Source organism: Bifidobacterium goeldii, assembly GCF_003951095.1.
Lineage (GTDB): Bacteria > Actinomycetota > Actinomycetes > Actinomycetales > Bifidobacteriaceae > Bifidobacterium > Bifidobacterium goeldii.
In genome coordinates, this window is the sequence record NZ_QXGL01000003.1 from 43,967 (window position 1) to 70,656 (window position 26,690).

At 56.7% G+C, this 26,690-nt stretch carries 18 protein-coding genes, 1 tRNA gene and 1 pseudogene; 13 read left to right on the forward strand and 7 right to left on the reverse strand.

Translation table 11 applies throughout. The annotated features are described in order from the left end of the window. Positions 1–69 precede the first annotated feature (69 nt). Entirely contained in the window at positions 70–1,575 is a 1,506-nt protein-coding gene (purF, locus tag D2E25_RS05375) for an amidophosphoribosyltransferase (protein ID WP_125980611.1), read from the reverse strand. Positions 1,576–1,758: 183 nt separating this feature from the next. On the opposite strand from purF, the gene D2E25_RS05380 reads away from it, so the two are divergent. Together D2E25_RS05380 and D2E25_RS05385 are read left to right on the forward strand one after the other, a co-directional pair. Further along, the gene (locus D2E25_RS05380) at positions 1,759–3,363 is read left to right on the forward strand and encodes a Y-family DNA polymerase (protein ID WP_206430746.1); all 1,605 of its coding nucleotides are present in this window, start codon (positions 1,759–1,761) and stop codon (positions 3,361–3,363) included. Between the two features lie 66 nt (positions 3,364–3,429). Then, positions 3,430–3,648: a hypothetical protein gene (locus D2E25_RS05385; RefSeq protein ID WP_125980612.1), complete on the forward strand. Its 219-nt coding sequence runs from the start codon at positions 3,430–3,432 to the stop codon at positions 3,646–3,648. Between the two features lie 14 nt (positions 3,649–3,662). Here the strand turns inward: D2E25_RS05385 and D2E25_RS05390 are convergent, their stop codons facing one another. Continuing rightward, on the reverse strand, positions 3,663–4,199 hold the full coding sequence (locus D2E25_RS05390; RefSeq protein ID WP_125980614.1) for a DNA-deoxyinosine glycosylase: 537 nt from the start codon (positions 4,197–4,199) through the stop codon (positions 3,663–3,665). Positions 4,200–4,410: 211 nt separating this feature from the next. On the opposite strand from D2E25_RS05390, the gene D2E25_RS05395 reads away from it, so the two are divergent. After that, entirely contained in the window at positions 4,411–5,751 is a 1,341-nt protein-coding gene (locus D2E25_RS05395; RefSeq protein ID WP_125980616.1) for a Na+/H+ antiporter NhaC family protein, read from the forward strand. A 109-nt stretch (positions 5,752–5,860) separates the two neighbouring features. Here D2E25_RS05395 and D2E25_RS05400 read toward each other — a convergent pair whose 3' ends face one another. The 3 genes from D2E25_RS05400 to purT form a co-directional block, all read right to left on the reverse strand. Next, complete coding sequence (locus D2E25_RS05400; protein WP_125980618.1) at positions 5,861–9,601, reverse strand: phosphoribosylformylglycinamidine synthase; 3,741 nt, start codon at positions 9,599–9,601, stop codon at positions 5,861–5,863. A gap of 89 nt (positions 9,602–9,690) precedes the next feature. Beyond that, positions 9,691–10,440, reverse strand: a complete 750-nt coding sequence (gene purC, locus D2E25_RS05405; RefSeq protein ID WP_033492923.1) for a phosphoribosylaminoimidazolesuccinocarboxamide synthase — start codon at positions 10,438–10,440, stop codon at positions 9,691–9,693. Positions 10,441–10,632: 192 nt separating this feature from the next. Then, on the reverse strand, positions 10,633–11,934 hold the full coding sequence (gene purT, locus D2E25_RS05410) for a formate-dependent phosphoribosylglycinamide formyltransferase (protein ID WP_125980620.1): 1,302 nt from the start codon (positions 11,932–11,934) through the stop codon (positions 10,633–10,635). A 296-nt stretch (positions 11,935–12,230) separates the two neighbouring features. Here purT and D2E25_RS05415 point away from each other — a divergent pair, with 296 nt between their 5' ends. Then, positions 12,231–13,415, forward strand: a complete 1,185-nt coding sequence (locus tag D2E25_RS05415; protein ID WP_125980622.1) for a glycosyltransferase — start codon at positions 12,231–12,233, stop codon at positions 13,413–13,415. A 129-nt stretch (positions 13,416–13,544) separates the two neighbouring features. Here D2E25_RS05415 and D2E25_RS05420 read toward each other — a convergent pair whose 3' ends face one another. Both D2E25_RS05420 and D2E25_RS05425 read right to left on the reverse strand, forming a co-directional pair. Next, complete coding sequence (locus tag D2E25_RS05420; RefSeq protein WP_125980624.1) at positions 13,545–14,582, reverse strand: threonine aldolase family protein; 1,038 nt, start codon at positions 14,580–14,582, stop codon at positions 13,545–13,547. A gap of 160 nt (positions 14,583–14,742) precedes the next feature. Beyond that, positions 14,743–14,818 (reverse strand) — tRNA-His (locus D2E25_RS05425). 612 nt (positions 14,819–15,430) lie between these two features. Between D2E25_RS05425 and rpsL the strand changes: the two genes are divergently transcribed. The 9 genes and pseudogenes from rpsL to pyrF all read left to right on the forward strand — a co-directional run. Beyond that, a complete protein-coding gene (gene rpsL, locus D2E25_RS05430) occupies positions 15,431–15,802 on the forward strand; it encodes a 30S ribosomal protein S12 (protein WP_003825774.1) in 372 nt (123 codons plus the stop codon). 5 nt (positions 15,803–15,807) lie between these two features. Further along, positions 15,808–16,278 carry a 30S ribosomal protein S7 gene (rpsG, locus tag D2E25_RS05435; RefSeq protein ID WP_003836460.1) on the forward strand — a complete coding sequence of 157 codons (471 nt, stop codon included), beginning with the start codon at positions 15,808–15,810 and terminating at the stop codon, positions 16,276–16,278. A 30-nt stretch (positions 16,279–16,308) separates the two neighbouring features. Continuing rightward, positions 16,309–18,438 carry an elongation factor G gene (gene fusA / locus D2E25_RS05440; RefSeq protein WP_125980627.1) on the forward strand — a complete coding sequence of 710 codons (2,130 nt, stop codon included), beginning with the start codon at positions 16,309–16,311 and terminating at the stop codon, positions 18,436–18,438. A gap of 171 nt (positions 18,439–18,609) precedes the next feature. Further along, positions 18,610–19,809, forward strand: a complete 1,200-nt coding sequence (gene tuf, locus D2E25_RS05445; protein WP_125980629.1) for an elongation factor Tu — start codon at positions 18,610–18,612, stop codon at positions 19,807–19,809. A gap of 186 nt (positions 19,810–19,995) precedes the next feature. Then, positions 19,996–20,559, forward strand: coding sequence for an elongation factor P (gene efp, locus D2E25_RS05450; protein ID WP_125980631.1), 564 nt, complete (start codon positions 19,996–19,998; stop codon positions 20,557–20,559). A gap of 21 nt (positions 20,560–20,580) precedes the next feature. Then, on the forward strand, positions 20,581–21,072 hold the full coding sequence (gene nusB, locus D2E25_RS05455; protein ID WP_125980633.1) for a transcription antitermination factor NusB: 492 nt from the start codon (positions 20,581–20,583) through the stop codon (positions 21,070–21,072). A 98-nt stretch (positions 21,073–21,170) separates the two neighbouring features. Next, positions 21,171–22,388, forward strand: coding sequence for a glutamine-hydrolyzing carbamoyl-phosphate synthase small subunit (gene carA / locus D2E25_RS05460; protein WP_125981056.1), 1,218 nt, complete (start codon positions 21,171–21,173; stop codon positions 22,386–22,388). Further along, positions 22,381–25,761, forward strand: a complete 3,381-nt coding sequence (carB, locus tag D2E25_RS05465; protein ID WP_125980635.1) for a carbamoyl-phosphate synthase large subunit — start codon at positions 22,381–22,383, stop codon at positions 25,759–25,761. The genes carA and carB overlap by 8 nt, the downstream gene beginning before the upstream one ends. Before the next feature lie 2 nt (positions 25,762–25,763). Continuing rightward, positions 25,764–26,684, forward strand: a pseudogene (gene pyrF, locus D2E25_RS10685) (orotidine-5'-phosphate decarboxylase); the annotation flags it as partial. Positions 26,685–26,690 lie beyond the last annotated feature (6 nt).

Genomic DNA, 26,690 nt, shown 5'->3' on the forward strand with positions numbered 1-26,690 from the left:
TGACGTTGAACGTATTGTTGAGGCCTGCGCTGTACTACGTATTGACCGTAGTACAGCGCAGGAATGAGGCTATTTCGTTGGCTGTACGGTGTACTCGTTGCCGATGTACTTACTCTTGTACAACGCAAATTCAGGCAGACGTACACGATCCTCAGGAGTGAGTGACTTGAGGAAGTCTTCCTCATAATCATCGAGTGCAGTCGGGTAGTCGCCGTTGAAGTATGCCACGCACAGACCACCGTATGGAGCATCGGCATTCAGGCCAATAGACTCTACCAAGCCGTCGAGCGATAGGAAGGCAAGTGAATCAGCGCCAATGTATTCGCGAATCTCCTCGACTGACTTATGGCCAGCGATAAGCTCGCGCGTAGTGGAAATGTCGATGCCATAGAAGCACGGATATTTGAGCGGCGGCGAGCTGATACGCATGTGCACTTCAGCTGCGCCTGCTTCTTTCAGCAGCTGCACAATGCGCTTGGATGTGGTGCCGCGCACGATTGAATCATCGATGACAACAACACGCTTGCCTTTGACAACACTGCGTACGGCGGACAGCTTCATGCGCACGCCCTGTTCGCGGAGCTCTTGTGTTGGCTGAATAAACGTTCGAGCGACGTACTGGTTCTTGATCAGGCCCATTTCATTAGGCAAGCCAGCCGCTTCAGCGTAGCCGGAGGCTGCCGAGAGTGAAGAGTTGGGCACGCCGATAACCATATCAGCATCGACGCCAGCTTCGGCGGCAAGCCGTGCACCCATGCGCTTGCGGGCAGAATGCACGTTAACGCCGTAAATGTCAGAATCAGGGCGTGCGAAGTAGATGAATTCCATCGAACAGATTGCCAGCTGCGTATTGTTCGTGTATTGCACGATTTTGTAGCCGTGCTCGTTGACGACAACAATTTCACCCGGGCGAATATTGCGGACAAGTTCAGCGCCAACAACATCGAGTGCGCACGTTTCGGAGGCCAGCACGTAAGCGCCGTTCTTCATCTTGCCGAGAGACAGTGGGCGGAAGCCGTTCGGATCAAGGGCGCCGATCATTGCGTCCTCGGTCATGAGCAGGTATGCAAAGCCGCCGTGCACTGTGTTGAGCGCTTCCTTGAGCTTGTCCATAAAGGTGCGCTGCATGGAGCGGCGGATCAGGTGCATAAGCACTTCGGTATCCGAATTGGAGTGGAAGATTGCGCCTTCATCTTCGAGCTTGCGACGCAATGATGGGCAATTCGTGAGATTGCCGTTGTGGCACAGTGCTACATCGCCATCATGGAAGCGGAAAATGAATGGCTGAATGTTGTCAGTAGTGCCAGAACCGGCCGTTGCATAACGGACGTGACCGATTGCGCGATCGCCTTTAAGACGCTGGATTTCGCGTTCATCGCTGAAGACCTGGGTGAGTAGACCGAGACCTCGGTGACCGATAAGCCGTCCATTGTCGTTCGAGACGATGCCGGCGCCTTCCTGGCCGCGGTGCTGCAGGGCGTGCAGACCGAAATAGGTGAGGCGTGCGGCGTCGGGATGCCCCCAGACGCCGAAGATGCCGCATTCTTCATGAATGTCTTCGAGTTCAGCTGACAAGCCAAAGCTCCCTTCCAAAACCGTGGAGACTGGGGATTCGCTACCCATCCACATTACCAATTGGCGGCTACATCGCCGCAGTCAACACGTCGAACATGTGTTCGATGATGTATGCTATGATATTAGAACAAATGATCGACTGCATTGTTGGGGTGCGTGTCGTTACGTAAGGGGGTGAGTGAAATGACTGCTTTGGGAGATATGGCGCGAGCTAAATCTTATTTGGCTATTGACCTTAAATCATTTTATGCCTCGGCGGAATGCGTATCACGGGGGCTTGATCCGCTGTCTACTCATCTTGTGGTAGCTGATGAGGAGCGAACGGATAAAACCATTTGCTTGGCGGTTTCACCGTCGCTCAAAAAATATGGCATACCAGGACGCCCGCGCTTGTTTGAAGCAAAACAGCGATTGGCTGATGTGAATGCTCAGCGTGCAGCGCGAGTGGGCGGCGTGTTGACGGGTGAATCATGCGATGCGCATGATCTGGAATGTACGCCACGGCTGAAAGCAACAATGATTATTGCGCGGCCTCGTATGGCACACTACCTTGAAATCAGTGGGCAGATATATGGCATTTATTTGAAATATGCGGCACCTGAACACATTCATGTGTATTCGATTGATGAAGTGTTTATTGATGCCACGCCCTATTTAAAGGCGCTAGGCATGTCACCACACCAGATGGCGCGAGCAATCGTACGGGATATTCTGCATGAAACAGGTATTACTGCAACGGCTGGTATAGGTACCAATTTGTATCTTGCCAAAATCGCTATGGATATTGTGGCGAAGCATATGCCTGCGGATGCGGATGGAGTGCGTGTGGCGGAGCTTGATGAACGATCCTACCGCCGCTTGCTGTGGGATCATCGTCCATTAACGGACTTTTGGCGTGTGGGGCGCGGATATGCACGTCGTCTTGAACGAGTCGGATTGTTAACAATGGGAGATATTGCCCGTTGTTCAATGGGAAAAGCATCAGATTATTACAACGAGGAATTGTTGTATCGCATGTTCGGCGTTAACGCTGAACTCCTTATCGATCATGCATGGGGGTGGGAACCATGCGAAATTGCGGACATTAAATCGTATGAGCCAGATGCGCATAGTACAAGCATTGGTCAAGTGCTCACAGGTCCTGCTGACTGGCATACCGCTAGGCTCATTGTGAAGGAGATGGCTGATGCGCTTGCCCTAGATCTGGTGAGTAAACGCGTCCGAACTGATCGTCTCACACTCGCAGTGGGGTATGACGTCGGCAGTCTTGACGTGCAGAGATTAGATTCGGGCGTGAGCTCACAACTACGGGCATTAGCCGTGCGTGCAGCTTCGCAATACTGTGGACCAGTAGCACGAGACCATTACGGCAGGCAAGTGCCTAAGCCGGCTGTTGGGTCAATTGGGTTAGGCACTTTTACTGGATCAAGCGATCAGATTCGTATTGCCATGACCATACTGTTTGAGCGCATTGCAGACCCATTACTGCTCGTTCGTCGCTTGACTGTCATCGCGGACGACATAGTGACTGCTGATGAACTATCAGCTGGAAAACGCTATGAGCAGATGTCGTTATTCGAACATGGCGAGCACGATTGTATGCACAACGTTGCACGTACGAGTAGCACCGTCGAACGTGATGCCAATAGCGGGGAAGAGGTTATTGAACGGGCGATGCTTGATATTAAACAACGATTCGGTCGCAATGCTGTGGTGAAAGCAATGGATATGGAAGAGGGGGCTACCGGTATTGAACGGAACAATCAGATTGGAGGGCATCGAAGATAAAACAGCAAGTATCAACGCACAACGATAGAAAGGAGTATGAGCTGAGTGTGAAAGGAATCATGATCAATGGGACTTCATGAAACCCATAGATACGATGACATCATTGATGCACCGCATCATACGTCAGTAAGGCATCCGCGGATGTCAAAGCGACAGAGGGCTGCACAGTTCATGCCTTTTGCAGCATTGTCTGGTTATGATCAAGTCATTGCGAAAACCGCTCACAATGCTGAAATTGCTATCGCTGAAGCAGATCGAGCTGGTGATACCGATTTCGGAGCATAGCTATTCCGTCAAGCTTATTCCGTCAAGTTTGCATGACGAAAAGCTGCACGATACACCGCAATGAGGTCATTGAGCCGCATTGCAGCATTCGCTGGACTTGTGGAAGGTAACTGAATCATCGGTATATCAATACCATGTTGCACGAGTATCGGTTCAATAAGTTGGCGGTACAATTGCGCTGATTTTGAGCCGGTAGTAACAATCTGGCAGATTGGTGCGCCGCATACTATTGGCGCTGGATCATTCGGCACCGCATTGCGGATACTCGCGTCACTTGCTCCCACAATATCGCAGGAGGCGATGACGTCCCACAGCGCGAGGTGATGTCGCAGAGCGAACGCGCGTCGAGAATCCGCTGTATTGCCTACCGTGTCGGAAGGATCACGCTGATCGGCAAACAGCGCCTCCATCACCGGCCAGAACCGGTTGCGCGGATGCATGTAATAGAATCCAAACTCCCGCGATTTCGGGCTCGGCATCGACCCTAGGATCAACACGCGCGAGGTTGCATCCCATACCGGCCCAAACCCATGCTCCACATGTGTCATCATGATCATCAATCTACTCTGATTGGTTATTCTGAATGCGATGTTTGCATGATGTGAGCTGTGATATTCGCATTATGGTCTGCTGCTATTGCAACGTATGCGTGCCATATTGAGGTGTACACGGCACTGATGCGTTGATTCCGTTACGCTAGCTGGATACAGAATGATGCAGAAGGGGATGATCTGCAGAGGGGAACATTGAGGAGGGGGAATCGTGCTGGAAGCGACAGTGGGAGTACTGTTTTGCGCCGCGTTGTTTATCAGCGTCGGATTTGGCTGGTCGATTGTGCCAGCGCTGCTGTTCGGCCTGATCGTATTCCTTGGCTATGGGCTGATGCGCGCTGTGTCACTGCCGATAATGCTGCGTCGCGCTGTACAGAGCGTGGCTGCTGCTGGAACAATCCTGATGACGTTTGTTCTTATTGGTGTGCTCACGTCACTATGGCGCGCAAGTGGCACGATCGCATTCATTGTTGCGCACAGCGCCACGGCCGTTCATTCAGCCACCGTGCTGCCGCTCACATTCGTATTGTGCGCCGGCATGTCTATATTGACCGGATCATCGTTCGCCAGCATGGCAACGATGGGCACGATCTGCATGTCCCTAGGGCTTGCGATGGGTACCGGGCCGATGTGGCTCGGCGGCGCAATTCTTGCCGGTATCTACGTAGGTGACCGCTGTTCACCAGTATCGACTAGTGCGCTGCTCGTTGCACAACTTACCCATACGAACCTGTTTGACAATATCTCACACATGCTGCGCACGGGCGCGATCCCGTTCATACTCAGCTGCTTGATATACGCGATCGCATCGGTTAGCGGGGTGGCGGTTACCGCAGGAGCCTCGCATTCGGGTACAGCGAGCACGGCAAACGACGTCATTGCTTTGTTTGCATCGTCGTTCCAACTGCATTGGACGACCCTGATTCCGGCGTTGTTGGTGATTCTGCTTGCGCTATTACGCATTGATGTTCGTTTGACCATGCTCGCCAGTATTGCTGCCTCAATAGTCGTATGTGTTGGGGTGCAACACATGGGATGGCGTGACCTGCTCATGCTTATTGTCTCCGGCTATCATGCAACCAATCCACGTGTTGGCGCGTTGCTTGACGGCGGGGGAGTGCTATCCATGGTCAATGTTGCGGCTATCGTATGCATTTCTGCAGCCTATGCTGGAGTATTCGCCGAAACGCACATGCTGGCTCGCTTGCAGCATGCTATCGGTGCGTTTGCTCGGCGCGCGGGAGCTACCACTGCGACAGTGGTGACTGCCGCATGCATGGCAGCACTTGCCTGTAACCAGACCCTGACTATTATGCTCACGCATCAGCTGTGCGCAGGGCTTCATGATAATGATGCGCGGCATGCTATTGATCTCGAAGATTCCGCAGTAGTTATTTCGCCGATGATTCCATGGTCAATTGCTGGTGCTGTACCGCTTGCTACCGTTGGCGCGCCGACATCAAGCATTCTTGTTGCTGTGTTTCTCTACGTGCTTCCCCTCACGCGTGTGATTGCTGATTTGTGGAACACCATGGTGAGAAAAAGTCGATAATACCGATATCGCATACGAAAAGAATTGACAGCAAATATGGAAAAAGGGAGACGCGGAGTCTCCCTTTTCCTATGTGATTGTCAGGTAATCAACCTTCTACAGTGTTGCGTCAGGCGGCGAAGTACTCGACACCGGCCTCGAACAACGGCTGGTACTTGTTACCGGGCACGTTCACGTACAGGCCGTTGCCGGAACGCTCCGAGTGGCCCATCTTGCCGAGCACGCGGCCGTCCGGGCTGGTGATGCCCTCGATCGCGAGCAGCGAACCGTTCGGGTTCACGTCCAGGTCCATGCCGGGCACGCCGGACTCGTCCACGTACTGCGTGGCGATCTGACCGTTGGTCTTGAGCAGGTCGAGCACCGGCTCGGAGGCGACGAAACGGCCCTCGCCGTGGGAGATCGCGACCGTGTGAATGTCGCCGACGGAGGTCTTTGCCAGCCACGGGGACAGGTTCGACGCGACGCGCGTGCGCACGAGACGGCTCTGGTGGCGACCGATCGTATTAAACGTCAAGGTCGGGCATTCCTCGGTCATCGGCACGATGTCGCCGTACGGCACCAGACCCAGCTTGATGAGCGCCTGGAAGCCGTTGCAAATGCCGAGCATCAGGCCGTCGCGATTCTTCAGCAGGTCGCGCACGGCCTCGGTGACGGCCGGGGCGCGGAAGAACGCGGTGATGAACTTCGCGGAACCGTCCGGCTCGTCGCCGCCCGAGAAACCGCCCGGAATCATCACGATCTGGCTCTTGTTGATCTCCTCGACCAGCGCCTGCGTCGACTCGGCGACGGCGGCCGGCGTGAGGTTGTTCACGATCAGCGTGGAAACCTCGGCACCTGCACGCTCGAACGCGGCGGCCGAATCGTACTCGCAGTTGTTGCCCGGGAACACCGGAATCACAACGTGCGGCTTGGCAACCGGAGCGCCCACGTACACGGTCTTCTTCGGAGTCTCGAACGTGACCGTCTCGGTGGTCTTGCCAGCCTCGTCTCCCTTGGAACGGTACGGGAACACGGATTCGATGCCGGACTCCCACGTCTCCTGGATCGCGTCAAGGTCCAGCGTCTCGCCCGCAGCACGGAACTCGTACGCAGCGGTGGTCGTGCCGATCTCGCCGATTTCGACGAGGTTGGAAGCGGCCGGCAGCTTCGCGTCGTCCGCCAACTCGACGATGAATGAGCCGTACGCCGGCGTGAACAGGTCGTCTGCTGCGATTGAATCGTTGAGCGCGACACCAATGCGGTTGCCGAGCGTCATCTTGAACAGCGCCTCGGCGGTCGCGCCGTAACCCGGCGTAGACACGGCCAGAGCGTCATGGAAGTCGGTCAGGTTCTCGACGATCGAGAACGCCTCAAGCAGCGCATCCTTGTCCGGCGTCAAGCCATCGGCCAGATAACGCGGTGCGATGCGCACGACGCGGTGGTCGGCGCCCTTGAACTCCGGCGACGTGGCGCGCTTCATGTTGCCCACGGCCACGGCGAAGGAGATCAGGGTCGGCGGCACGTCGAGATGCTCGAACGTGCCGGACATCGAATCCTTGCCGCCGATCGCGCCCGCGCCGAGATCGATCTGCGCCATCAGCGCGCCGAGCACGGCGGCGGTCGGCTTGCCCCAGCGTTCCGGCTCGTCGCGCAGCTTCTCGAAGTACTCCTGGAAGCTCAGATACGCCTTCTCGTGCTCGAAGCCGGCGGCCACGAGCTTGGCGAGCGATTCGACCACCGACAGGTAGGCGCCGGTGAACTGGTTCGCGGACATGATGTACGGGTTGAAGCCCCACGCCATAGCAGATGCAGTAGTCGTCTCGCCGAACACCGGGAACTTGGCGACCATCGCCTCGTTCGGGGTGAGCTGGCGGCGGCCGCCAAACGGCATGAGCACGGTGCCCGCGCCAATGGTGCTGTCGAAGCGCTCGGACAGGCCCTTGTTGGAGGCAACATTCAGGTCGCTCACGACCGCGCGCAGACGGTCCGCAAGCGAGCCCTCACGCCATGCGGCTGGCGTCTCGTACGCCTGCTGCGCCTCGACGTGCACAATCTGATGCTTAGAAGCACCGTTGGAGGCGAGGAATTCGCGGGAGAGGTTCACGATCTCGTCGCCGTTCCACGTCATTACCATGCGCGGGTCCTCGGTCACGGTCGCGATGACCGTCGCCTCAAGGTTCTCCTCGCGGGCATACGTGAGGAACTCGTCCACGTCCTCGGCGGCCACGTCCACGGCCATACGCTCCTGCGATTCGGAGATCGCCAGCTCGGTGCCGTCAAGGCCCTCGTACTTCTTCGGCACGGTGTTGAGGTCCACGTACAGGCCGTCCGCGAGCTCGCCGACCGCCACGGACACGCCGCCCGCGCCGAAGTCGTTGCAGCGCTTGATCAAACGGCACGCATCACCGCGGCGGAACAGACGCTGCAGCTTGCGCTCGACCGGCGCGTTGCCCTTCTGCACCTCGGCGCCGTCAAGCTCCAAGGACTCCACGTTGTGCGCCTTGGATGCGCCCGTCGCGCCGCCGATGCCGTCACGGCCGGTACGGCCGCCGAGCAGGATGATCTTGTCGCCTGGAGCCGGGGTTTCGCGGCGCACATGATCGGCCGGGGTAGCAGCCACGACCGCGCCCACCTCCATGCGCTTGGCCACATAGCCCGGGTGATAAATCTCGTCGACCTGACCGGTGGCGAGGCCGATCTGGTTGCCGTACGAGCTGTAGCCGGCGGCCGCTGTGGTCACGAGCTTGCGCTGCGGCAGCTTGCCCTCCAGTGTATCGGCGACCGGCACGGTCGGGTCAGCAGCACCGGTGACGCGCATCGCCTGATACACGTAGGAGCGGCCCGACAGGGGATCACGGATGCAGCCGCCGATGCAGGTGGCCGCGCCACCGAACGGCTCGATTTCGGTGGGGTGATTGTGCGTCTCGTTCTTGAACAGGAACAGCCAATCCTGGTTCTCGCCGTTGACATCCACCTTCACCTTGACGGTGCAGGCGTTGATCTCCTCGGATTCGTCGAGGCCGGTGAGGATGCCGTTCTTCTTGAGCCACTTCGCACCGATCGTGCCCATGTCCATCAGGCACACCGGCTTTTCGTCACGGCCCAGTTCGTGACGCAGCTCGAGATAGCGCTCGAACGCGGCCTTGACGGTCGCGTCGTCGATGACCACGTCGTCCAGCTCGGTGCCGAACGTCGTGTGACGGCAGTGATCGGACCAGTACGTGTCGATGACCTTGATTTCAGTGATCGTTGGCTCGCGCTTCTCGGCTGCGAAATACTTCTGACAGAATTCAAGATCCGCGAGATCCATAGCAAGACCGCGCTCATCGATGAACCGCTGGCCGGCGGCCGCGTCCATCTCGTTGAAGCCGGCGATGACCTCGACCTTACCTGGGGTTGGCACGGCGGTCTTCAGGGTTTCCTTAACGGCCAAGCTCGCCTCGCGGGCCTCAACCGGGTTGATCACGTAGTGCTTGATCGCATCCACATCCGCGTCACTCAGGTCGCCGTCAAGGGCGTACAGCTTGGCGGAACGGACGGTCGGACGCTCGCCCTGCGAAATCAGCTGAATGCATTCGCTCGCCGAATCGGCGCGCTGGTCGAACTGGCCGGGCAGGAACTCAGTAGCGAACACCTTCGCGTCGCCAAAATCGGGCAGGTCATTGGACACGTTGTCGACCTGCGGTTCGCTGAACACAGTCGGCGTGGCCTGGGCGAACAGCTCCTCGCTGATGCCCTCCACGTCGTAGCGGTTCACGATGCGCACGGACTTGAGACCGGTCATGCCGAGGATCGTGCGCAGTTCGCCGGCGAGCTGCTGCGCCTCGACGTCAAAGCCAGGCTTCTTTTCCACGTACACGCGAAAAACCATGGAAATCCTTTCTTGCAAAACTCTTGGAAATCGTCACATAGAACGAAAATCGGCTCCCTCTGATGGCAGGGGGAGCCTAGAAACGAATGTCAGGCGACTTCGATGCCCTCGGACTTGGCCAGTTCAGCCAAGCGGCCTTCGATCTCCTCGTAGGCCGGGATGATCGAGCCGAGACCACGGCGGAACAGGTCCTTGTCAAGGTGCTCGACCTTGCCGGAATGGTCGCGCTGATCCCACAGGCGGCAGGAATCCGGCGTAATCTCGTCGGCCAACAGCAGCGTGCCGTCAGAAGCGCGGCCCATCTCAATCTTGAAGTCGACGAGCTTGACGTCGATCTTCGCGAAGATGTCAATCAATGCTTCGTTAATACGACGAGCCAGCGGAGCGATTTCAGCGAGATCTTCGCGCGTGCACACGCCGAGAGCCACCAGATCATCATCATTCACGAACGGATCGTGCAGATCATCGTTCTTGAGGAAGTACTCGAGCACCGGCTCCTTGAGCGGCAGACCTTCTTCGACGCCCAAGCGCGAGCAGAAGTGGCCGGCAGCAGTGTTGCGCAGCACGATTTCGAGCGGGAACATATCCATCTTGCGCACCAGCTGAGCGGTGTCGTTCACGCGCTTAACGAGGTGGCTATCAATACCACGGGCCTTGAGCAGGTCAAAGATGATGGTGGTGATGAGGTTGTTCAGGCGGCCCTTGCCGGTGAAGTCCTCTTTCTTCTCGCCGTCGCCCGCCGTTGCGGTGTTCTTGTATTCGACCCACAGGATTTCCGGGTCGTCGGTTGCGTACAGCTGCTTGGCCTTGCCCTCGTAGAGCTTTTCCAGTTTCTCCATGATCGCCTTTCAAATCAGCGGAATTTCTGGGTGAACTAACGGTAAAAGGGTACCAATAAAGGGCTACAACTCGGCCTTTCGGAGTGGCATGAAGACGTACTGAACGCAAGGGGTGTATCCCCGCGGTGTTGGATATCGCAATTGACCACGGGGATACATGTTTGAGGACGATGATCTCAGTGCACGGTGATCTCAGTGCACGGTGATCTCAAGCGTGTCGGCAACACGAGTGGCTTTGGCGCGCGCATCGGCCTCATTATCACCAATTGCCAATGCCACCGCCATACGACGATGCCCATGCACTTCAGGCTTCGCAAAAATACGCAGATCCGTATCTGGCTCAGCTAAAGCAGAGGGCATATTGGCAAACGTTGCTTCACCATCACCAGCGACAACAATCGCGTGACTTGCTGCAACCTTGCCATCCGGCATCGCTAACGCAACATGGCCGGCAGTAACAGGCAATCCGAGAATCGCACGCGCATGAAGTGCGAATTCACTCAAACGCTGCGAAATCATCGTCACCATGCCAGTATCATGCGGACGCGGCGAAACCTCATTAAACAGCACCGAACCATCGGTGAGCACGAACAGCTCCACGCCAAACACGCCCCAACCGCGCTCGCCGCTTGCGGTAGCTTTTGCGACAAGGCCTTCGACCGCAGCGCGTGCAATGCGGCTCGCTTGGGCAAGCACAGTATCGTTCGCTGCTGCCGGCTGCCACGATTCGCGATAATCGCCACTTTCCTGACGCTGGCCAATCGGCGCGCAGGTCACAATACCAGCCGATGAGCTTACCGTCAGCACCGTCAGCTCATAATCCAACGGTGCTAACGCTTCAACAATCACACGAGACACATCTCCCTCGCCGGATGCGCGGCGGCCTTCCTGCGCTTCCGTCCATGCAGCATCAATCGCATCCGCCGAGCGCACAATCGACTGACCATGGCCAGACGAGCTCATAATCGGCTTCACCACACACGGATACCCGACTTCAAGCGCACCGGCGCGCAGCTCCTCAAGCGAGCCAGCAAAACGATAAGGCGTTGTCGGCAATCCCAGCTCTTCGTGCGCAATAACACGCAAACGCTCACGATCCATACAAATCGCAGCAATTTGCGCACTTGGCACTACTTGCGCGCCGTGTGCCGCAGCTGCAGCCAGCTCGCTCGTAGCAATCGCTTCAACTTCCGGCACGATAATGTCCGGCTGTATGTCATCAAACAGCGCGCGCAGTTGCTGTGCATTCGCCATATCGAGCACACGATACTCATGTGCTACTTGCTGGGCGGGTGCGCCCGCGTATGAATCAGCCGCACACACCCACGCGCCAAGACGCATAAGCTCAATAGTGACTTCTTTACCAAGTTCACCTGCGCCAAGGAACAATACACGCGTTGGCTGCGCGCCCAACGGCGTGCCGAGCGTGCGACCGGCTGCACGATTCGTGGAATTAGTGGAAGAGGGGATACTGGTTGCGTTCGTCTCAGTCATGCCACTCATTGTGCCATCGAGGGGCTACCGTCAATCAGCCAGTTGCAATACTTCAATGGCGGTCCATAGATTTTCCGTATGACCAGGCCCTTGTGGCGTGCTGCAATCTCTGCAACGATGATGATCACCGGGCGGTTGTAACCCGCGCCGGGCCAACGTTTTAGGGGGAAGGCAATATTCGGTAGAAGAGAAAGGGGTAAGCGGAAGGAGCGTTGCGACGTGTTATCGAAAGGGGATCGATGACACGTCGCGTGGCACGCTACGATCGGGGGCAGCTTGAGCGATACCATAGGGCAATGGCTGAAAACGAGAGCAGGGAAGAAGACGCACGTCCGCCACAGATTGAACGGCCACTGACGATTGTGCTGGTGATGGACACCATCGGCAATAAAGGCAATGGCACGTCTAATTCTGCATTGCAGTATGCGCATGAGTTGGAACGTCAAGGGCATCACGTGCGACTGGTTGGCATTGGTGCGCCGGAATATCCAGCTCGGATCAACAAAGTGCCGTTAGTGTCATGGGTGGCAGCCAAACAGCAGATGCAATTTGCGCAGCCCAGCGAAACACTGTTCCGTACGGCGTTCGCTGGCGCGGATATCGTGCACATTTATTTACCGTTTAAATTCGGGCGTCAAGCGTACCGAATCGCTCGCTCGATGGGCATTCCAGTCACCGCAGGATTCCATTTACAGCCGGAGAATGTCACCTATTCAGCTGGACCGCTCAAGTATGTTCCTGGAATATCGTCATTCTTGTATTGGCTGTTTAACATGTGGCTCTACCGGCGAGTTGACCATATTCATGCGCCTACTGAAATGATTGCGGAACAGCTGCGCTCGCATGGGTACAAAGCTAAACTGCATGTGATTTCGAACGGGTACACGGCTCGTTTTACGCCGAAGCAGCAGCGTTCTGCTAACGCTCCAACTCCGGTACCGTTTCGTGTTGTTGCTTCTGGCAGATTGACTCATGAAAAAGATCACATCACGCTGATTAAAGCTATTGCTCGGTGCCGTCATGCGCGTGATATTGAGTTGACGATTTGCGGTACTGGCCCGCTTGCGCACTATTTGCGATTCCGTGCAAAGCGTTTGCTGACGCGCCCTGCCTCGATTGGGTTTCATGACAATGCAGATATGCCGGCACTCTTGCGCTCGTGTGATCTGTTTGTGCACCCGTCAATCGTTGATATTGAATCATTGAGCGTGATTGAAGGCATGGCATCTGGCCTCGTGCCGGTGATTGCTGCCTCTGAATTGAGTGCCGCTAGCCAATTTGCGTTGCTGGATGAATCGCTATTCCCGGCACGTGATGCTACGCTGTTGGCGCGGCGTATCGACTGGTGGATTGACCATCCTGATGAACTTGCGAAATGGGGTGAACGTTACGCGCGTCACACCAAAGAGCATTATTCTGTTGAAGCGTCAGTGACACAATTTGTGGATATGGAGCGGCAGGCTATTGCTGATAACCACTGAATGATGCTGCTCCGCAGTTTTTGAGCAGCTCATAGTCAATAGAAAACGCCTGGTGTCAGAGCGGCTAATCGCTGTCGCTGTTGACACCAGGCGTTTCGTATTTCTTGAAATTGCTATAGGTCGATACCGTTAGAGCAATGCAATCAGCGCATCGGTCTGCTCGTCAGTGGTGTACCAGCTCGTGCAGAAACGCATAACCGTGTGCGTGTCATCTGCTTTTTCCATAAAGCCCATGCGCACGTTGCGGCTGAGACGATCAATAGTAGGCTGATCGAGCGTGACAAATACCTGATTGGTTGGCGCGTCGAACGTCAACTGATAGCCCTTATCGCGCAGCGCCGCACGAATACGGTCCGCCTGTCGATTCGCATTGCCGGCAATACGGCAATACAAGTTGTCAGTAAACAGCGTGTCGAACTGTAAACCAAGCAGCCAGCCCTTAGCGAGCAACGCGCCGTGCTGCTTCACCAATGTCAAAAAATGCTTTGGTGTGTCGCTGAACTTGCCATGGTGAGTGAATACAACTGCTTCACCGAACAATGCGCCCACCTTAGTGCCGCCGATATAAAACACGTCAGCAATGCGAGCAAGATCTTCAAGCGTAATGTCATTGCCTTCAGCAGTAAGTGCATAACCAAGTCGTGCGCCATCCACAAACAACGGCATGTCATAGCGATGGGCTACTTCGGCAAGACGCTCAAGCTCAGCTTTGGTGTACAGCGTGCCATATTCAGTAGCCTGCGAGACATAGACAGAACCAGGGAAAACCATGTGCTCATAATTATCGTCCGCATAAAACGTGGCACAGTATGCATCAAGCTCATCAGCGTTGATTTTGCCATTGTGATGGGGGAGTGCAAGCACTTTATGGCCACTCGCCTCAATTGCTCCAGCTTCGTGAACGTTGACGTGACCGCTCAACGCTGCGACTACACCTGCATATTGCGGAGTGATGGAATCAATAACAGTCTGATTGGTTTGGGTGCCACCCACGAGGAACCACACGTCAGCATCGGGGGCGGCACACGCTTCGCGAATTTTTGCTTTGGCTTGCTCACACATAGAGTCGGAGCCGTAGCCGGGGAATCGCGTCTCGTTGGTTTGCGCAAGACGCGCGAGAATCTCAGGGGTTGCTCCGCAAGAATAGTCATTTTCAAAAGACAGCATGGTCGCTCGCATTCTCTGTGACGTTCATAAAAACGTCGGTACCGTAACAGAGGCGAGTCTAGTCCGTTGTGATGTCTTTGCTGATAGCGGCAGCAGTCTTAAGCCCCGCAGTCATGCGTGAAACGAAAAAAATCCCGGAACCATGCGATTCCGGGATTCGTGGGGTGGATAACGCGGCTCGAACGCGCGACCTTCTGAACCACAATCAGATGCTCTACCAACTGAGCTATATCCACCATGGTGCTTACCGCCACAAACTGCGGCGAACAGGCAACAGATGGATACTATACACGATTTTGCGCGTCTGTCACATTCGGCGTGTTTCGGGCGCGTCGCGATAGCTGCCGCAGCCCTGAAACGGTACAATATATAAGTGAAGGCCGGAGTTGTAATCGGCCGGGAATCTTGTCGGTTGCAATGAAGCGCCCGAGGAAATATCCCAGCGCAACGCCTTCGAAAATCAATAACTGAAGATGCATAATTGAACCTATGTAGCGATTCGTTGCGCGGCGTAGAAGCGATACGGCGAGGAAGCCGGGCCGTGATGAGTGAGATGGTAAACCCCGGGTGGGTGCGCGACGGCGACCCGCCCGGGGTTCTTGCATGTCCAGTGATCTGATATGATATCTATCTGTGTGTGCCAACGGTGCGCCTTATGTGATAGGTGTGCGCGTTGGGATATCCCGGAACTTGACTGGATCGCGCGCAGTAATGCGGACTGTGAAAGAGTGACGGGCCATCGGGCCGGTGGACTGTGGCTTTTTTCACGACGATTCATGTGGTCGGGCGTGGGCTGCAGTGTGGCGGTCTCACGGAATGGAAGAAACCACTGAATCGGAGAATTCAAGTTGCCTACTATTGAACAGCTCGTCCGCAAGGGACGTTCGCCGAAGCCGAAGAAGTCGAAGACTTTGGCGCTGAAGGGCAGCCCGCTGCGTCGCGGCGTGTGCACCCGTGTCTACACCACCACCCCGAAGAAGCCGAACTCGGCTCTGCGTAAGGTCGCTCGTGTGCGCCTGTCCTCGGGTATTGAAGTTACCGCCTACATTCCGGGCGAAGGCCACAACCTGCAGGAGCACTCCATCGTGCTCGTGCGCGGCGGCCGTGTGAAGGATCTGCCGGGTGTGCGTTACCACATCGTGCGTGGTGCGCTCGATACCCAGGGTGTCAAGGACCGCAAGCAGGGTCGTTCCCTGTACGGAGCAAAGAAGGCGAAGTAAGAGATATGTCACGTAAAGGACCCTCCAAGAAGCACCAGCTGCTGCCCGATCCGATCTACGGTTCGACTGTCGTGGCTCAGCTCATCAACAAGATCCTGCTCGACGGCAAGAAGTCGATCGCTGAGGACATCGTCTACTCCGCACTCGATATGGTCAAGGAGAAGACGGATCAGGAGCCAGTGGCTGTGCTGAAGCGCGCTCTGGACAACATTCGTCCGTCCCTCGAGGTGCGTTCCCGCCGTGTCGGTGGCGCTACCTACCAGGTGCCGGTTGAGGTGAAGCCGGCTCGCGCCAACACGCTGTCCCTGCGCTGGCTGACTGACTTCTCCCGCGCTCGTCGTGAGAAGACTATGGCCGAGCGTCTGGCCAACGAGATCCTCGACGCCTCCAACGGCCTCGGCGCTTCTGTCAAGCGTCGCGAGGATACTCATAAGATGGCTGAGGCCAACAAGGCCTTCGCTCACTACCGCTGGTAATTTCTTCCGAACGAGAGCTAAGGAATAGCAATGGCACTTGACGTGCTTACGGATCTGCACATGATCCGCAACATCGGCATCATGGCTCACATTGATGCTGGTAAGACCACCACTACCGAGCGTATCCTCTTCTACACCGGCAAGAACTACAAGATCGGCGAGACCCACGATGGCGCCTCGACGATGGACTTCATGGCCCAGGAGCAGGAACGCGGTATTACTATCCAGTCCGCTGCTACCACGTGCTTCTGGAACCGCCAGACGCACGACACCAAGGACAAGTACCAGATCAACATCATCGATACCCCTGGCCACGTGGACTTCACGGCCGAGGTGGAGCGCTCCCTGCGAGTACTCGATGGTGCTGTTGCTGTCTTCGATGGTAAGGAAGGCGTGGAGCCGCAGTCTGAGACCGTGTGGCGTCAGGCTGACAAGTATGGCGTGCCGCGTATCTGCTTCATCAACAAGATGGATAAGCTCGGCGCTGACTTCTACTTCTCCGTGCAGACCATCAAGGATAAGCTCGGCGCTAAGCCGCTCGTTGTCCAGCTGCCGATCGGCGCTGAGAACGACTTCGCTGGCGTTGTCGATCTGATCCGTATGAAGGCCTACGTGTGGAACGATGTGTCCACCGATCAGGGTGCTCACTACGACACCACTGATATCCCGGCTGACCTGCAGGACAAGGCTGAAGAGTACCGCGCTCAGCTGCTCGACGATGTGGCGGAAGCCAGCGACGAGCTGACCGAGAAGTACCTCGAGGCTGGCGAGCTGACTGAGGAAGAAATCCGCGCTGGTATCCGTCAGCTGACCATTGAGCGTCGCGCTTACCCGGTTCTGTGCGGTTCCGCATTCAAGGACAAGGGTGTGCAGCCGATGCTGGACGCCGTGGTGGACTACCTGCCCTCCCCGGAGGACGTGCCGTTCATCAAGGGCTTCAAGCCGGGCGACGAATCCGTTGAGATCGAGCGCAAGCCGCTGACTTCCGATCCGTTCGCGGCTCTGGTCTTCAAGATCTCCACCCACCCGTTCTACGGCAAGCTCGTGTTCGTGCGCGTGTACTCCGGCTCCGTTAAGCCTGGCGACAACGTGCTCGACTCCACCAAGGGCAAGAAGGAGCGCATCGGTAAGATCTTCCAGATGCACGCCGACAAGGAAAACCCGGTGGATGCTGCTGAGGCCGGTAACATCTACACCTTCGTGGGTCTGAAGAACGTCTCCACCGGTGACACCCTGTGCGCCGAGTCCGCTCCGATCTCCCTCGAATCCATGACCTTCCCGGATCCGGTGATCCAGGTGGCTGTGGAGCCGAAGACCAAGGCTGATCAGGAGAAGATGGGCATCGCTCTGGCGAAGCTCTCCGACGAGGATCCGACCTTCCAAGTGACCACCGATGAAGAGTCTGGTCAGACCCTGATCGCTGGTATGGGCGAGCTTCAGCTCGACATCATCGTCGACCGTATGCGTCGTGAGTTCAAGGTTGAGTGCAACGTGGGTAAGCCGCAGGTCGCGTACCGCGAGACCATCCGCAAGCCTGTGCTCAACGAGGTCTACACCCACAAGAAGCAGACTGGTGGTTCTGGCCAGTTTGCAAAGGTGTTCATGAACTTCGAGCCGCTCGACACCGAGGCTGGCGAAACCTTCGAGTTCGAGAACAAGGTCACTGGTGGCCACATCTCCGCCGAATTCATCGGTCCTATCGAGGCTGGTGTCAAGGAAGCTATGGAGTCTGGTGTGCTCGCTGGCTTCCCGGTGGTGGGCGTCAAGGCCACCGTGTACGACGGCCAGATGCACCCGGTCGATTCTTCGGAAATGGCCTTCAAGATCGCCGGTTCTATGGCGTTCAAGGAAGCTGCTCCGAAGGCCAAGCCGGTCATCCTCGAGCCGATCATGGCCGTGGAAGTCCGTACTCCGGAAGAGTACATGGGCGACGTTATCGGCGATCTGAACCAGCGTCGTGGCAACATTCAGTCCATGACCGACGCCACTGGCGTTAAGGTCATCGACGCGAAGGTGCCGATGAGCGAGATGTTTGGTTACATTGGCGACCTGCGTTCCAAGACCCAGGGCCGCGCTATGTTCACCATGCAGATGGACTCCTACGCTGAGGTCCCGAAGTCGGTCTCTGACGAGATCATTAAGGCCCAGCGCGGCGAGTGACACGCGTAGCCGCTTTGGTGGCTAACTGTCTCCAGTCAGCGGTAGAATTTTCTATCGCTGACTGGGTTCTGGCTCCAAAGTGGCACATAACCCAGAAACCCAGTACAATGTAGCGAGTGCCTTGCGTTAACGCGCAAGCCAACTACACGAGACGTCCAGGAGGACAATTACATGGCAAAGGAAAAGTACGAGCGTACTAAGCCGCACGTTAACATTGGTACCATCGGCCACGTCGATCACGGTAAGACGACCCTGACCGCGGCCATCTCCAAGGTGCTGCACGAAGAGTACCCGGATCTCAACCCTGAGTACGACTTCAACCAGATCGACGCCGCTCCGGAAGAGCAGCAGCGTGGTATCACCATCAACATCGCCCACATCGAGTACCAGACCGCGAAGCGTCACTACGCTCACGTGGACTGCCCGGGCCACGCCGACTTCGTGAAGAACATGATCACCGGTGCTGCCCAGATGGATGGCGCTATCCTCGTTGTGGCCGCCACCGACGGCCCGATGGCTCAGACCCGCGAGCACGTGCTGCTCGCTCGTCAGGTGGGCGTCCCGAAGATCCTCGTCGCTCTGAACAAGTGCGATATGGTCGAGGATGAGGAGCTCATCGAGCTCGTTGAGGAAGAGGTCCGTGACCTCCTCGACGAGAACGGCTTCGATCGTGACTGCCCGGTCATCCGCCTGTCCGCTTACGGCGCTCTGCACGATGACGCTCCGGATCACGAGCACTGGGTTGAGCAGGTCAAGAAGCTCATGGACGCTGTCGACGAGTACATCCCGACCCCGGTCCACGACCTTGACAAGCCGTTCCTGATGCCGATCGAGGACGTGTTCACGATCTCCGGTCGTGGTACCGTCGTCACCGGCCGTGTTGAGCGTGGCCAGCTGGCCGTGAACACCCCGGTCGAGATCGTTGGTATTCGTCCGACCCAGCAGACCACCGTGACCTCCATCGAGACCTTCCACAAGACGATGGACGCTTGCGAGGCTGGCGATAACACCGGTCTGCTGCTGCGTGGTATCAACCGTACCGACGTTGAGCGTGGCCAGGTTGTGGCCAAGCCGGGCTCCGTGACCCCGCACACCAAGTTCGAGGGCGAAGTCTACGTGCTGACCAAGGACGAAGGCGGCCGTCACTCGCCGTTCTTCTCCAACTACCGTCCGCAGTTCTACTTCCGTACCACCGACGTGACCGGCGTTATCGAGCTGCCGGAAGGCGTCGAGATGGTGCAGCCGGGCGACCACGCTACCTTCACCGTTGAGCTGATCCAGCCCATCGCTATGGAGGAAGGCCTGACCTTCGCAGTGCGTGAAGGTGGCCACACCGTGGGCTCTGGCCGTGTCACCAAGATCCTCGCCTGATTGTTATCAGAGAGCATCTGACACGCTTGAACTAGCGTTATAGAAAACCCCAGACCATGATTGTGGTCTGGGGTTTTTCTATATCTCAAGCCCTATTTGGGTAAAAGGTATAGACGGTATGGCATAATAGGCGAGGCTATTTTTAGGCTTCATGCAAATTTCAGTCAAACGGATAGGTGATTTACCGTGGCACAGACTACCAATGACATCAAGAACGGTTCTGTTCTGAACCTCGACGGCCAGCTGTGGACCGTTATCAAGTTCCAGCACGTCAAGCCGGGCAAGGGCCCCGCTTTCGTGCGTACCACCATCAAGAACGTGCTGTCTGGCAAGATCGTCGATAAGACCTTCAACGCTGGCATGAAGATGGAATTCGAGACTGTTGACAACCGCAACCTCCAGTACTCCTACGAGGATGGCGACAACTTCGTCTTCATGGACATGACCACCTACGACCAGATCTACATCCCGAAGACCCTGGTTGGCGATCAGGCTAAGTTCCTGCTCGAAGGCACCGACTGCATCGTGTCCTTCCACGACGGCACCCCGCTGTCCGTCGAACTGCCGGCTTCTGTGATCCTGACCATCACGCACACTGAGCCTGGCCTGCAGGGCAACCGCTCCAACGCTGGCACCAAGCCTGCTACCGTGGAGACCGGTGCTGAAATTCAGGTTCCGCTGTTCATCGGCGAGGGCGAGAAGGTCAAGGTTGACACCCGCGACGGCTCCTACCTCGGTCGCGAGAACTGAGAGTAAGGACATCAGGCTTCCATGGCACGTTCCACCGCTCGCAAAAGGGCTCTGAACACGTTGTACGAAGCGGACGAGAAGGGACAGGACTTCCTGTCCCTTCTTGCTGAGCGCATCAAAGAGCCGGGTGCGCAAACGCCGCTTCCTGATTACGCCATCGACATTGTGCGTGGCGTGGCTGACCACCGTCGCGATATCGACCATGAACTTGATGAACATTCCACTGGCTGGAAAGTTCGCCGCATGGCCGTCGTTGATCGCAACATTTTGCGTATCGCCACGTGGGAGATCCTGTTCAATGATGAAGTTCCCGACCGCGTGGCTATCGATGAAGCGCTCGGTCTGGCGAAATCACTGTCCGACGGTGATTCTCCGGCTTTTATCCACGGACTGCTGAGCGCAATCTGCGATGACAAGCAGTCGCGTGCTAACGCTGACAGTGAAGCATCCAACGAATCCGATGCAGCTTCAGATGCGAATACCGCAGCTGACGGCGAGTCGCTAGCGGAGTGAACAGACAACAGCTGATCATGGCTTGAATCCGGCGGGGCAGAGTCCCCGCCGACCGCTATGGTTGGTACGAATATCCCGAGAAATTGAGGGGGTTTTTGGTGAACCAGATTGATTCCGAAACCGTGAGTTTTTCCCCTGATGATGCCGTTCTTGTTCTTGAAGACGGGCAAGTGTATGTGGGAGACACCTACGGCGCGATCGGCAAGACCACTGGCGAGATCGTGTTCGCAACCGGAATGACCGGCTACCAGGAGACATTGACCGATCCCAGCTACGACCGTCAGATTGTGGTGCAAACGTTCCCGCACATCGGGGACACGGGAATCAACCGTGAGGATCCAGAATCCTCTCGCATCTGGGTTGCGGGTTATGTAGTGCGTGATCCCAGCCCGAATGTTAGCAATTGGCGAGCTACCGGCAGCTTGGATGACGATCTGGTTGCTGAGCATATTGTTGGTATTAGCCACATTGACACACGTAAACTCGTACGTCATCTGCGTTCTGCGGGCGTGATGCGTGCTGGTATCTTCTCCGGTGAAGCGCTGAAGGATGCTGAAGGCCGCCTGAAGACTGTTGATGCACTGATCGAAGAAGTGAAGGCAACCCCGCAGATGAAGGGCTTGAGCCTGTACGACGAGGTCAGCACTAAGGAAACGTACACGATCGAGCCGTGCGGTGAATTCGAAGGCAAAGAGCCGCTGTTCACTGTCGCCGCTGTTGATCTTGGCATTAAGGGCATGACCCCGCATCGTATGGCCGAGCGTGGCTGCCGCGTGCACGTTGTGCCGTCTACTATTACGTTCGAAGAAATTGAAAACCTGAACCCGGATGGTGTGTTCTTCTCGAACGGTCCGGGTGATCCGGAACAGGCTGATCCGGAAGTTGAGCTGCTGCGCAAGGTACTCGACGCCGGTTACCCGTTCTTTGGTATTTGCTTTGGCAACCAGCTGCTGGGCCGAGCACTTGGTTTCGGTACTTATAAGCTCAAGTTTGGTCATCGCGGCATCAACCAGCCTGTCAAGGATTTGACCACTGGCAAGGTGGAAGTCACCGCTCATAACCACGGTTTTGCTGTGGATGCGCCGATTGGCGAGACCATTGATGCGCCGTATGAGGGCGGTAAGTACGGCAAGGTGTTCGTGTCGCACATTGACCTGAATGACAATGTGGTCGAAGGTCTGCAGTGTGTTGATATTCCTGCATTCTCCGTGCAGTACCACCCGGAAGCGGCTGCGGGCCCGCACGATGCCGCATATCTGTTCGACCGTTTCGTCACGCTGATGAACACGTCCAAGGAGGAGAAGCGCAATGCCTAAGCGCACCGACATTAAGTCAGTGATGGTTATTGGCTCTGGCCCGATTGTCATCGGCCAGGCCGCGGAGTTTGATTACTCCGGAACTCAGGCGTGCCGCGTGCTGCGCGAGGAAGGCATTCGCGTCATCCTGGTCAACTCCAACCCGGCTACGATTATGACCGACCCGGAGATGGCCGATGCAACGTATATTGAGCCGATTGCCACGCCAATCCTTGAACGTATTATCGCCAAGGAACGCCCTGACGCGCTGCTGCCGACCCTGGGTGGTCAAACCGCACTGAACGCGGCAATGGCACTGGGCGAAGCTGGCGTGCTCAAGAAGTACAACGTCGAGCTGATCGGCGCATCGCTTGAAGCTATTGATCGTGGTGAAGATCGCGAACTGTTCAAGAAGGTCGTTGAGGAAGCTGGCGCTGAATCGGCCCGCTCTCGTATCGCGCACACGCTGCTTGAATGCGATCGTATCGCTGACGAACTCGGATACCCGCTGGTTGTGCGCCCGAGCTTCACGATGGGTGGTCTCGGCTCCGGTATCGCGCACAATGAGGAGGAGCTGCACCGTATTGCTGGTGCTGGCATCCACTATTCGCCGACCGACGAAGTGCTTATCGAAGAAGGCATCGAAGGCTGGAAGGAATTCGAACTCGAGCTTATGCGCGATCGCAACGATAATGTTGTGGTTGTCTGCCCGATTGAAAACGTTGATCCGGTTGGTGTGCACACTGGTGACTCAATCACTGTGGCCCCTTGCTTTACCCTCACTGACCGCGAATATCAGAAGTTGCGCGACATTGGTATTGCGATCATCCGCGGTGTGGGCGTTGACACTGGTGGCTGCAACATTCAGTTCGCTGTGCACCCTGAAACCGGCCGTATCATCGTCATCGAGATGAACCCGCGTGTGTCTCGTTCGTCTGCACTTGCCTCTAAGGCTACTGGCTTCCCGATCGCAAAGATCGCTACCAAGTTGGCTCTTGGCTACACGCTCGACGAAATTCGCAACGACATCACACAGTCCACGCCGGCCTCCTTCGAGCCGACTATCGACTACGTGGTCACCAAGGTGCCGCGTTTTGCGTTCGAAAAGTTCCCGGGCGCTGACCCGAGGCTCACTACCTCTATGAAGTCTGTTGGCGAGGCAATGGCTCTCGGCGGCAACTTCCAGGAGTCCCTCGGCAAGGCCATGCGCTCGATCGATAAGCGTCACATGGGCTTCAATTGGGATGGCGACAAGCCGTCTGCAGACGAGGTTGCCGAGCTGCTTGAAGCAATTAAGATTCCGACGGAACATCGCTATCTGCAGATTCAGCGCGCCCTGTGGGGTGGAGCTACCGAGCAGCAGATTTTCGATTCGACCAAGATCGACCCGTGGTTTGTGCGCCAGCTCGCGCTCATTAACGACACGGCGCTTGAAGTACGAGCTGCTGAAACGCTGACTCGCAAGATGCTGAAGAAGGCCAAGCTGGCCGGCCTGTCTGATTTGCAGATCGCTCACCTGCGCAACCTTGGCGACGAAGGTGAAAACACCGTGCGCGAACTGCGTTGGACCTACGGCCTGCGCCCGGTCTACAAGACCGTCGACACCTGTGCTGCCGAATTCGACGCGGTCACCCCGTACTACTACAGCTGCTACGCCGATGAGACCGAGCTGCGCCCGCGCGATCGCGAAGCCGTGATCATCCTCGGCTCTGGCCCGAACCGTATTGGTCAGGGTATCGAGTTCGACTACACCTGCGTGCACGCAGTGCAGGAGCTCGGTAAGGACTATGACACGATCATGGTCAACTGCAACCCTGAGACCGTGTCCACCGATTACGACATGTCCGATCGCCTCTACTTCGAGCCGCTGACCTTCGAAGACGTGCTCGAAATCTACGAGGCTGAGAAGAAGATGGGCCCGGTTAAGGGTGTGATCGTTCAGCTCGGCGGCCAGACGCCGCTTTCGCTGGCTGCTCGACTCAAGGCTGCCGGCGTGCCGATCCTCGGTACTACTCCGGAATCCATCGACCTGGCTGAGAACCGTGAGCTGTTCGGCGAGGTGCTCAAGAAGGCGCACATGAACGCGCCGCGCTACGGCACCGCGCTGAGTCTCGACGAAGCTCGCGAGGCTGCTCACAACATTGGTTACCCAGTGTTGGTGCGCCCGAGCTACGTGCTCGGCGGTCGTGGCATGGAAATCGTGTACGACGATGCCCAGCTCGTCAAGTACGTCAACCGTGCGCTTGATGAAGCCAAGGCTGATACGGTCGTTTCCGGTCGTCTGCCTTCTCCGCTGCTCATCGACAAGTTCCTGCAGGATGCTATCGAAATCGACGTCGACGCACTGTTCGACGGCGAGGAACTCTACATCGGCGGCATCATGGAGCACATCGAAGAGGCTGGCGTTCACTCCGGTGATGCAGCCTGCACGCTGCCCCCGTCGACACTGTCCGACGATCAGATTCGTCGTCTGCGCGAAGGCACTTACGCTATCGCCAAGGGCTGCGGCGTGAAGGGCTTGATCAACGTGCAGTACGCGTTCATGGCAAACACGCTGTACGTTATCGAAGCGAACCCGCGCGCTTCCCGCACCGTGCCATTCGCCTCCAAGGCCACTGGCGTAGCACTGGCTAAGGCTGCTGCACGCATCATGGCAGGGGAGAGCGTCGCCGATCAGCGCGCCAACGGTCTGCTGCTGCCCAAGGGCGACGGTGGCGTGATGCACCGTGGCCAGCAGGTTGCCGTCAAGGAATCCGTACTGCCGTTCAAGCGCTTCCGCACGCCCGTCGGCAAGACCGTCGACGTGCTGCTCGGACCAGAAATGCGTTCCACCGGTGAGGTCATGGGCTTCGACCGTGACTTCCCGCACGCATTCGCCAAGAGCCAGCTTGCTGCCTACGATGGCGGCCTGCCGACCAGCGGTAACGTGTTCATCTCCGTCAACGACTCCGATAAGCGCCAACTGCCAATGTTTGCAGTACGACTCGTCGAACTCGGATTCAAACTGTGGGCGACCGAAGGCACCGCCTCCGTACTGCGCCGTTACGGTATCGAATCCAAGATCGTTGACAAGATCAGCACACGTGTCGATTCCGATCCTGACGCAGCAGTAAAGGTAGTGCATGCGGAAGGTAGCGTCGGCAAGAATGTCGTCGAACTGATCGAAGACGGCGATATTGACATGATTCTCAACACGCCGAATTCGCGCGGCTCCCGTTCGGATGGGTATTCCATTCGCGCGGCTGCCATTGCAGCAGACTTGCCTCAGTTCACCACCATGACAGAGTTCTCTGCTGTCCTGCTGGCAATTGAGGCGGTTAAGAAAAATGATTACCAAATTATGAGTATTCAGGAGCACGCCAAGCAGCTGTTTGCGTTGGAGAACGAGGAGTAGCTATGGTACAAGCCCGCAGTGAGGAAGAAATCAAAGCTCTACGTTCAGACTTCGGTCTGAGACTCAGTGGATCGATGAAAAAATACGGGCCGTTGTGTGTTGGTATTGACCCGCATCGAAAAATCCTCACTGACTGGGGCTATAACGTGGACGCAGAAGGCGCAGAGCTGTTCGCAATGCGCATGCTGCAAGCCATGAGCGGCCGAGCTGCTGCCGTCAAATTCCAGGCACCGATGTTCGAGCGCTACGGATCCAAAGGATTCGCCGCGCTCGAGCGCGTCCTGTATGCAGCTCGCCAAATGGGCGTTATTACCATCGTCGACTGCTTGCACGGTGGTCTTTCTACAACGATCTCCGCAATCGCAGACGCCTACTTCAAGCCAGGCGCTCCGCTCCTTGCCGACGCCATCACCCTACTGCCGTACTACGGTGCACGCTCACTACAAGGACTCACCAACGAAGCTCTCGATAACGGACGTGGCGTATTCATCGCATCGCTCACCTCCAACCAAGAAGGTGCAAGCATGCAAACCGCTATCCGACAGACCGGCGACTTCAAAGGTAAAACCGTTGCATACGGCATTGCCAGCACCGCGCAGAAATTCAATGATGGCGTTGACGGCATGGGATCCGTCGGCCTCATCATTGGTGCAACCATTGGCCAATGGATCAACGACAGTGGCGTTGACCCCTCAAAATTCACCGGTCCAATTCTCTCACCCGGATATGGTTGGCAAGGTGCTGAAGCCAAAGACCTCAAAACCGTCTTCAAAGGCACCAAAGGCAACGTGCTCGTCACCGTCTCGCGCTTCATCGCCGCCCACGGACCAGACATTAGCGCACTGTCACAAGCCACCGAAGCAATCGCCATTGATGTACGTCAAGCCCTCTACGAAGCCATGAAAGAAGGCGAAGACAAGGAGAAAGAC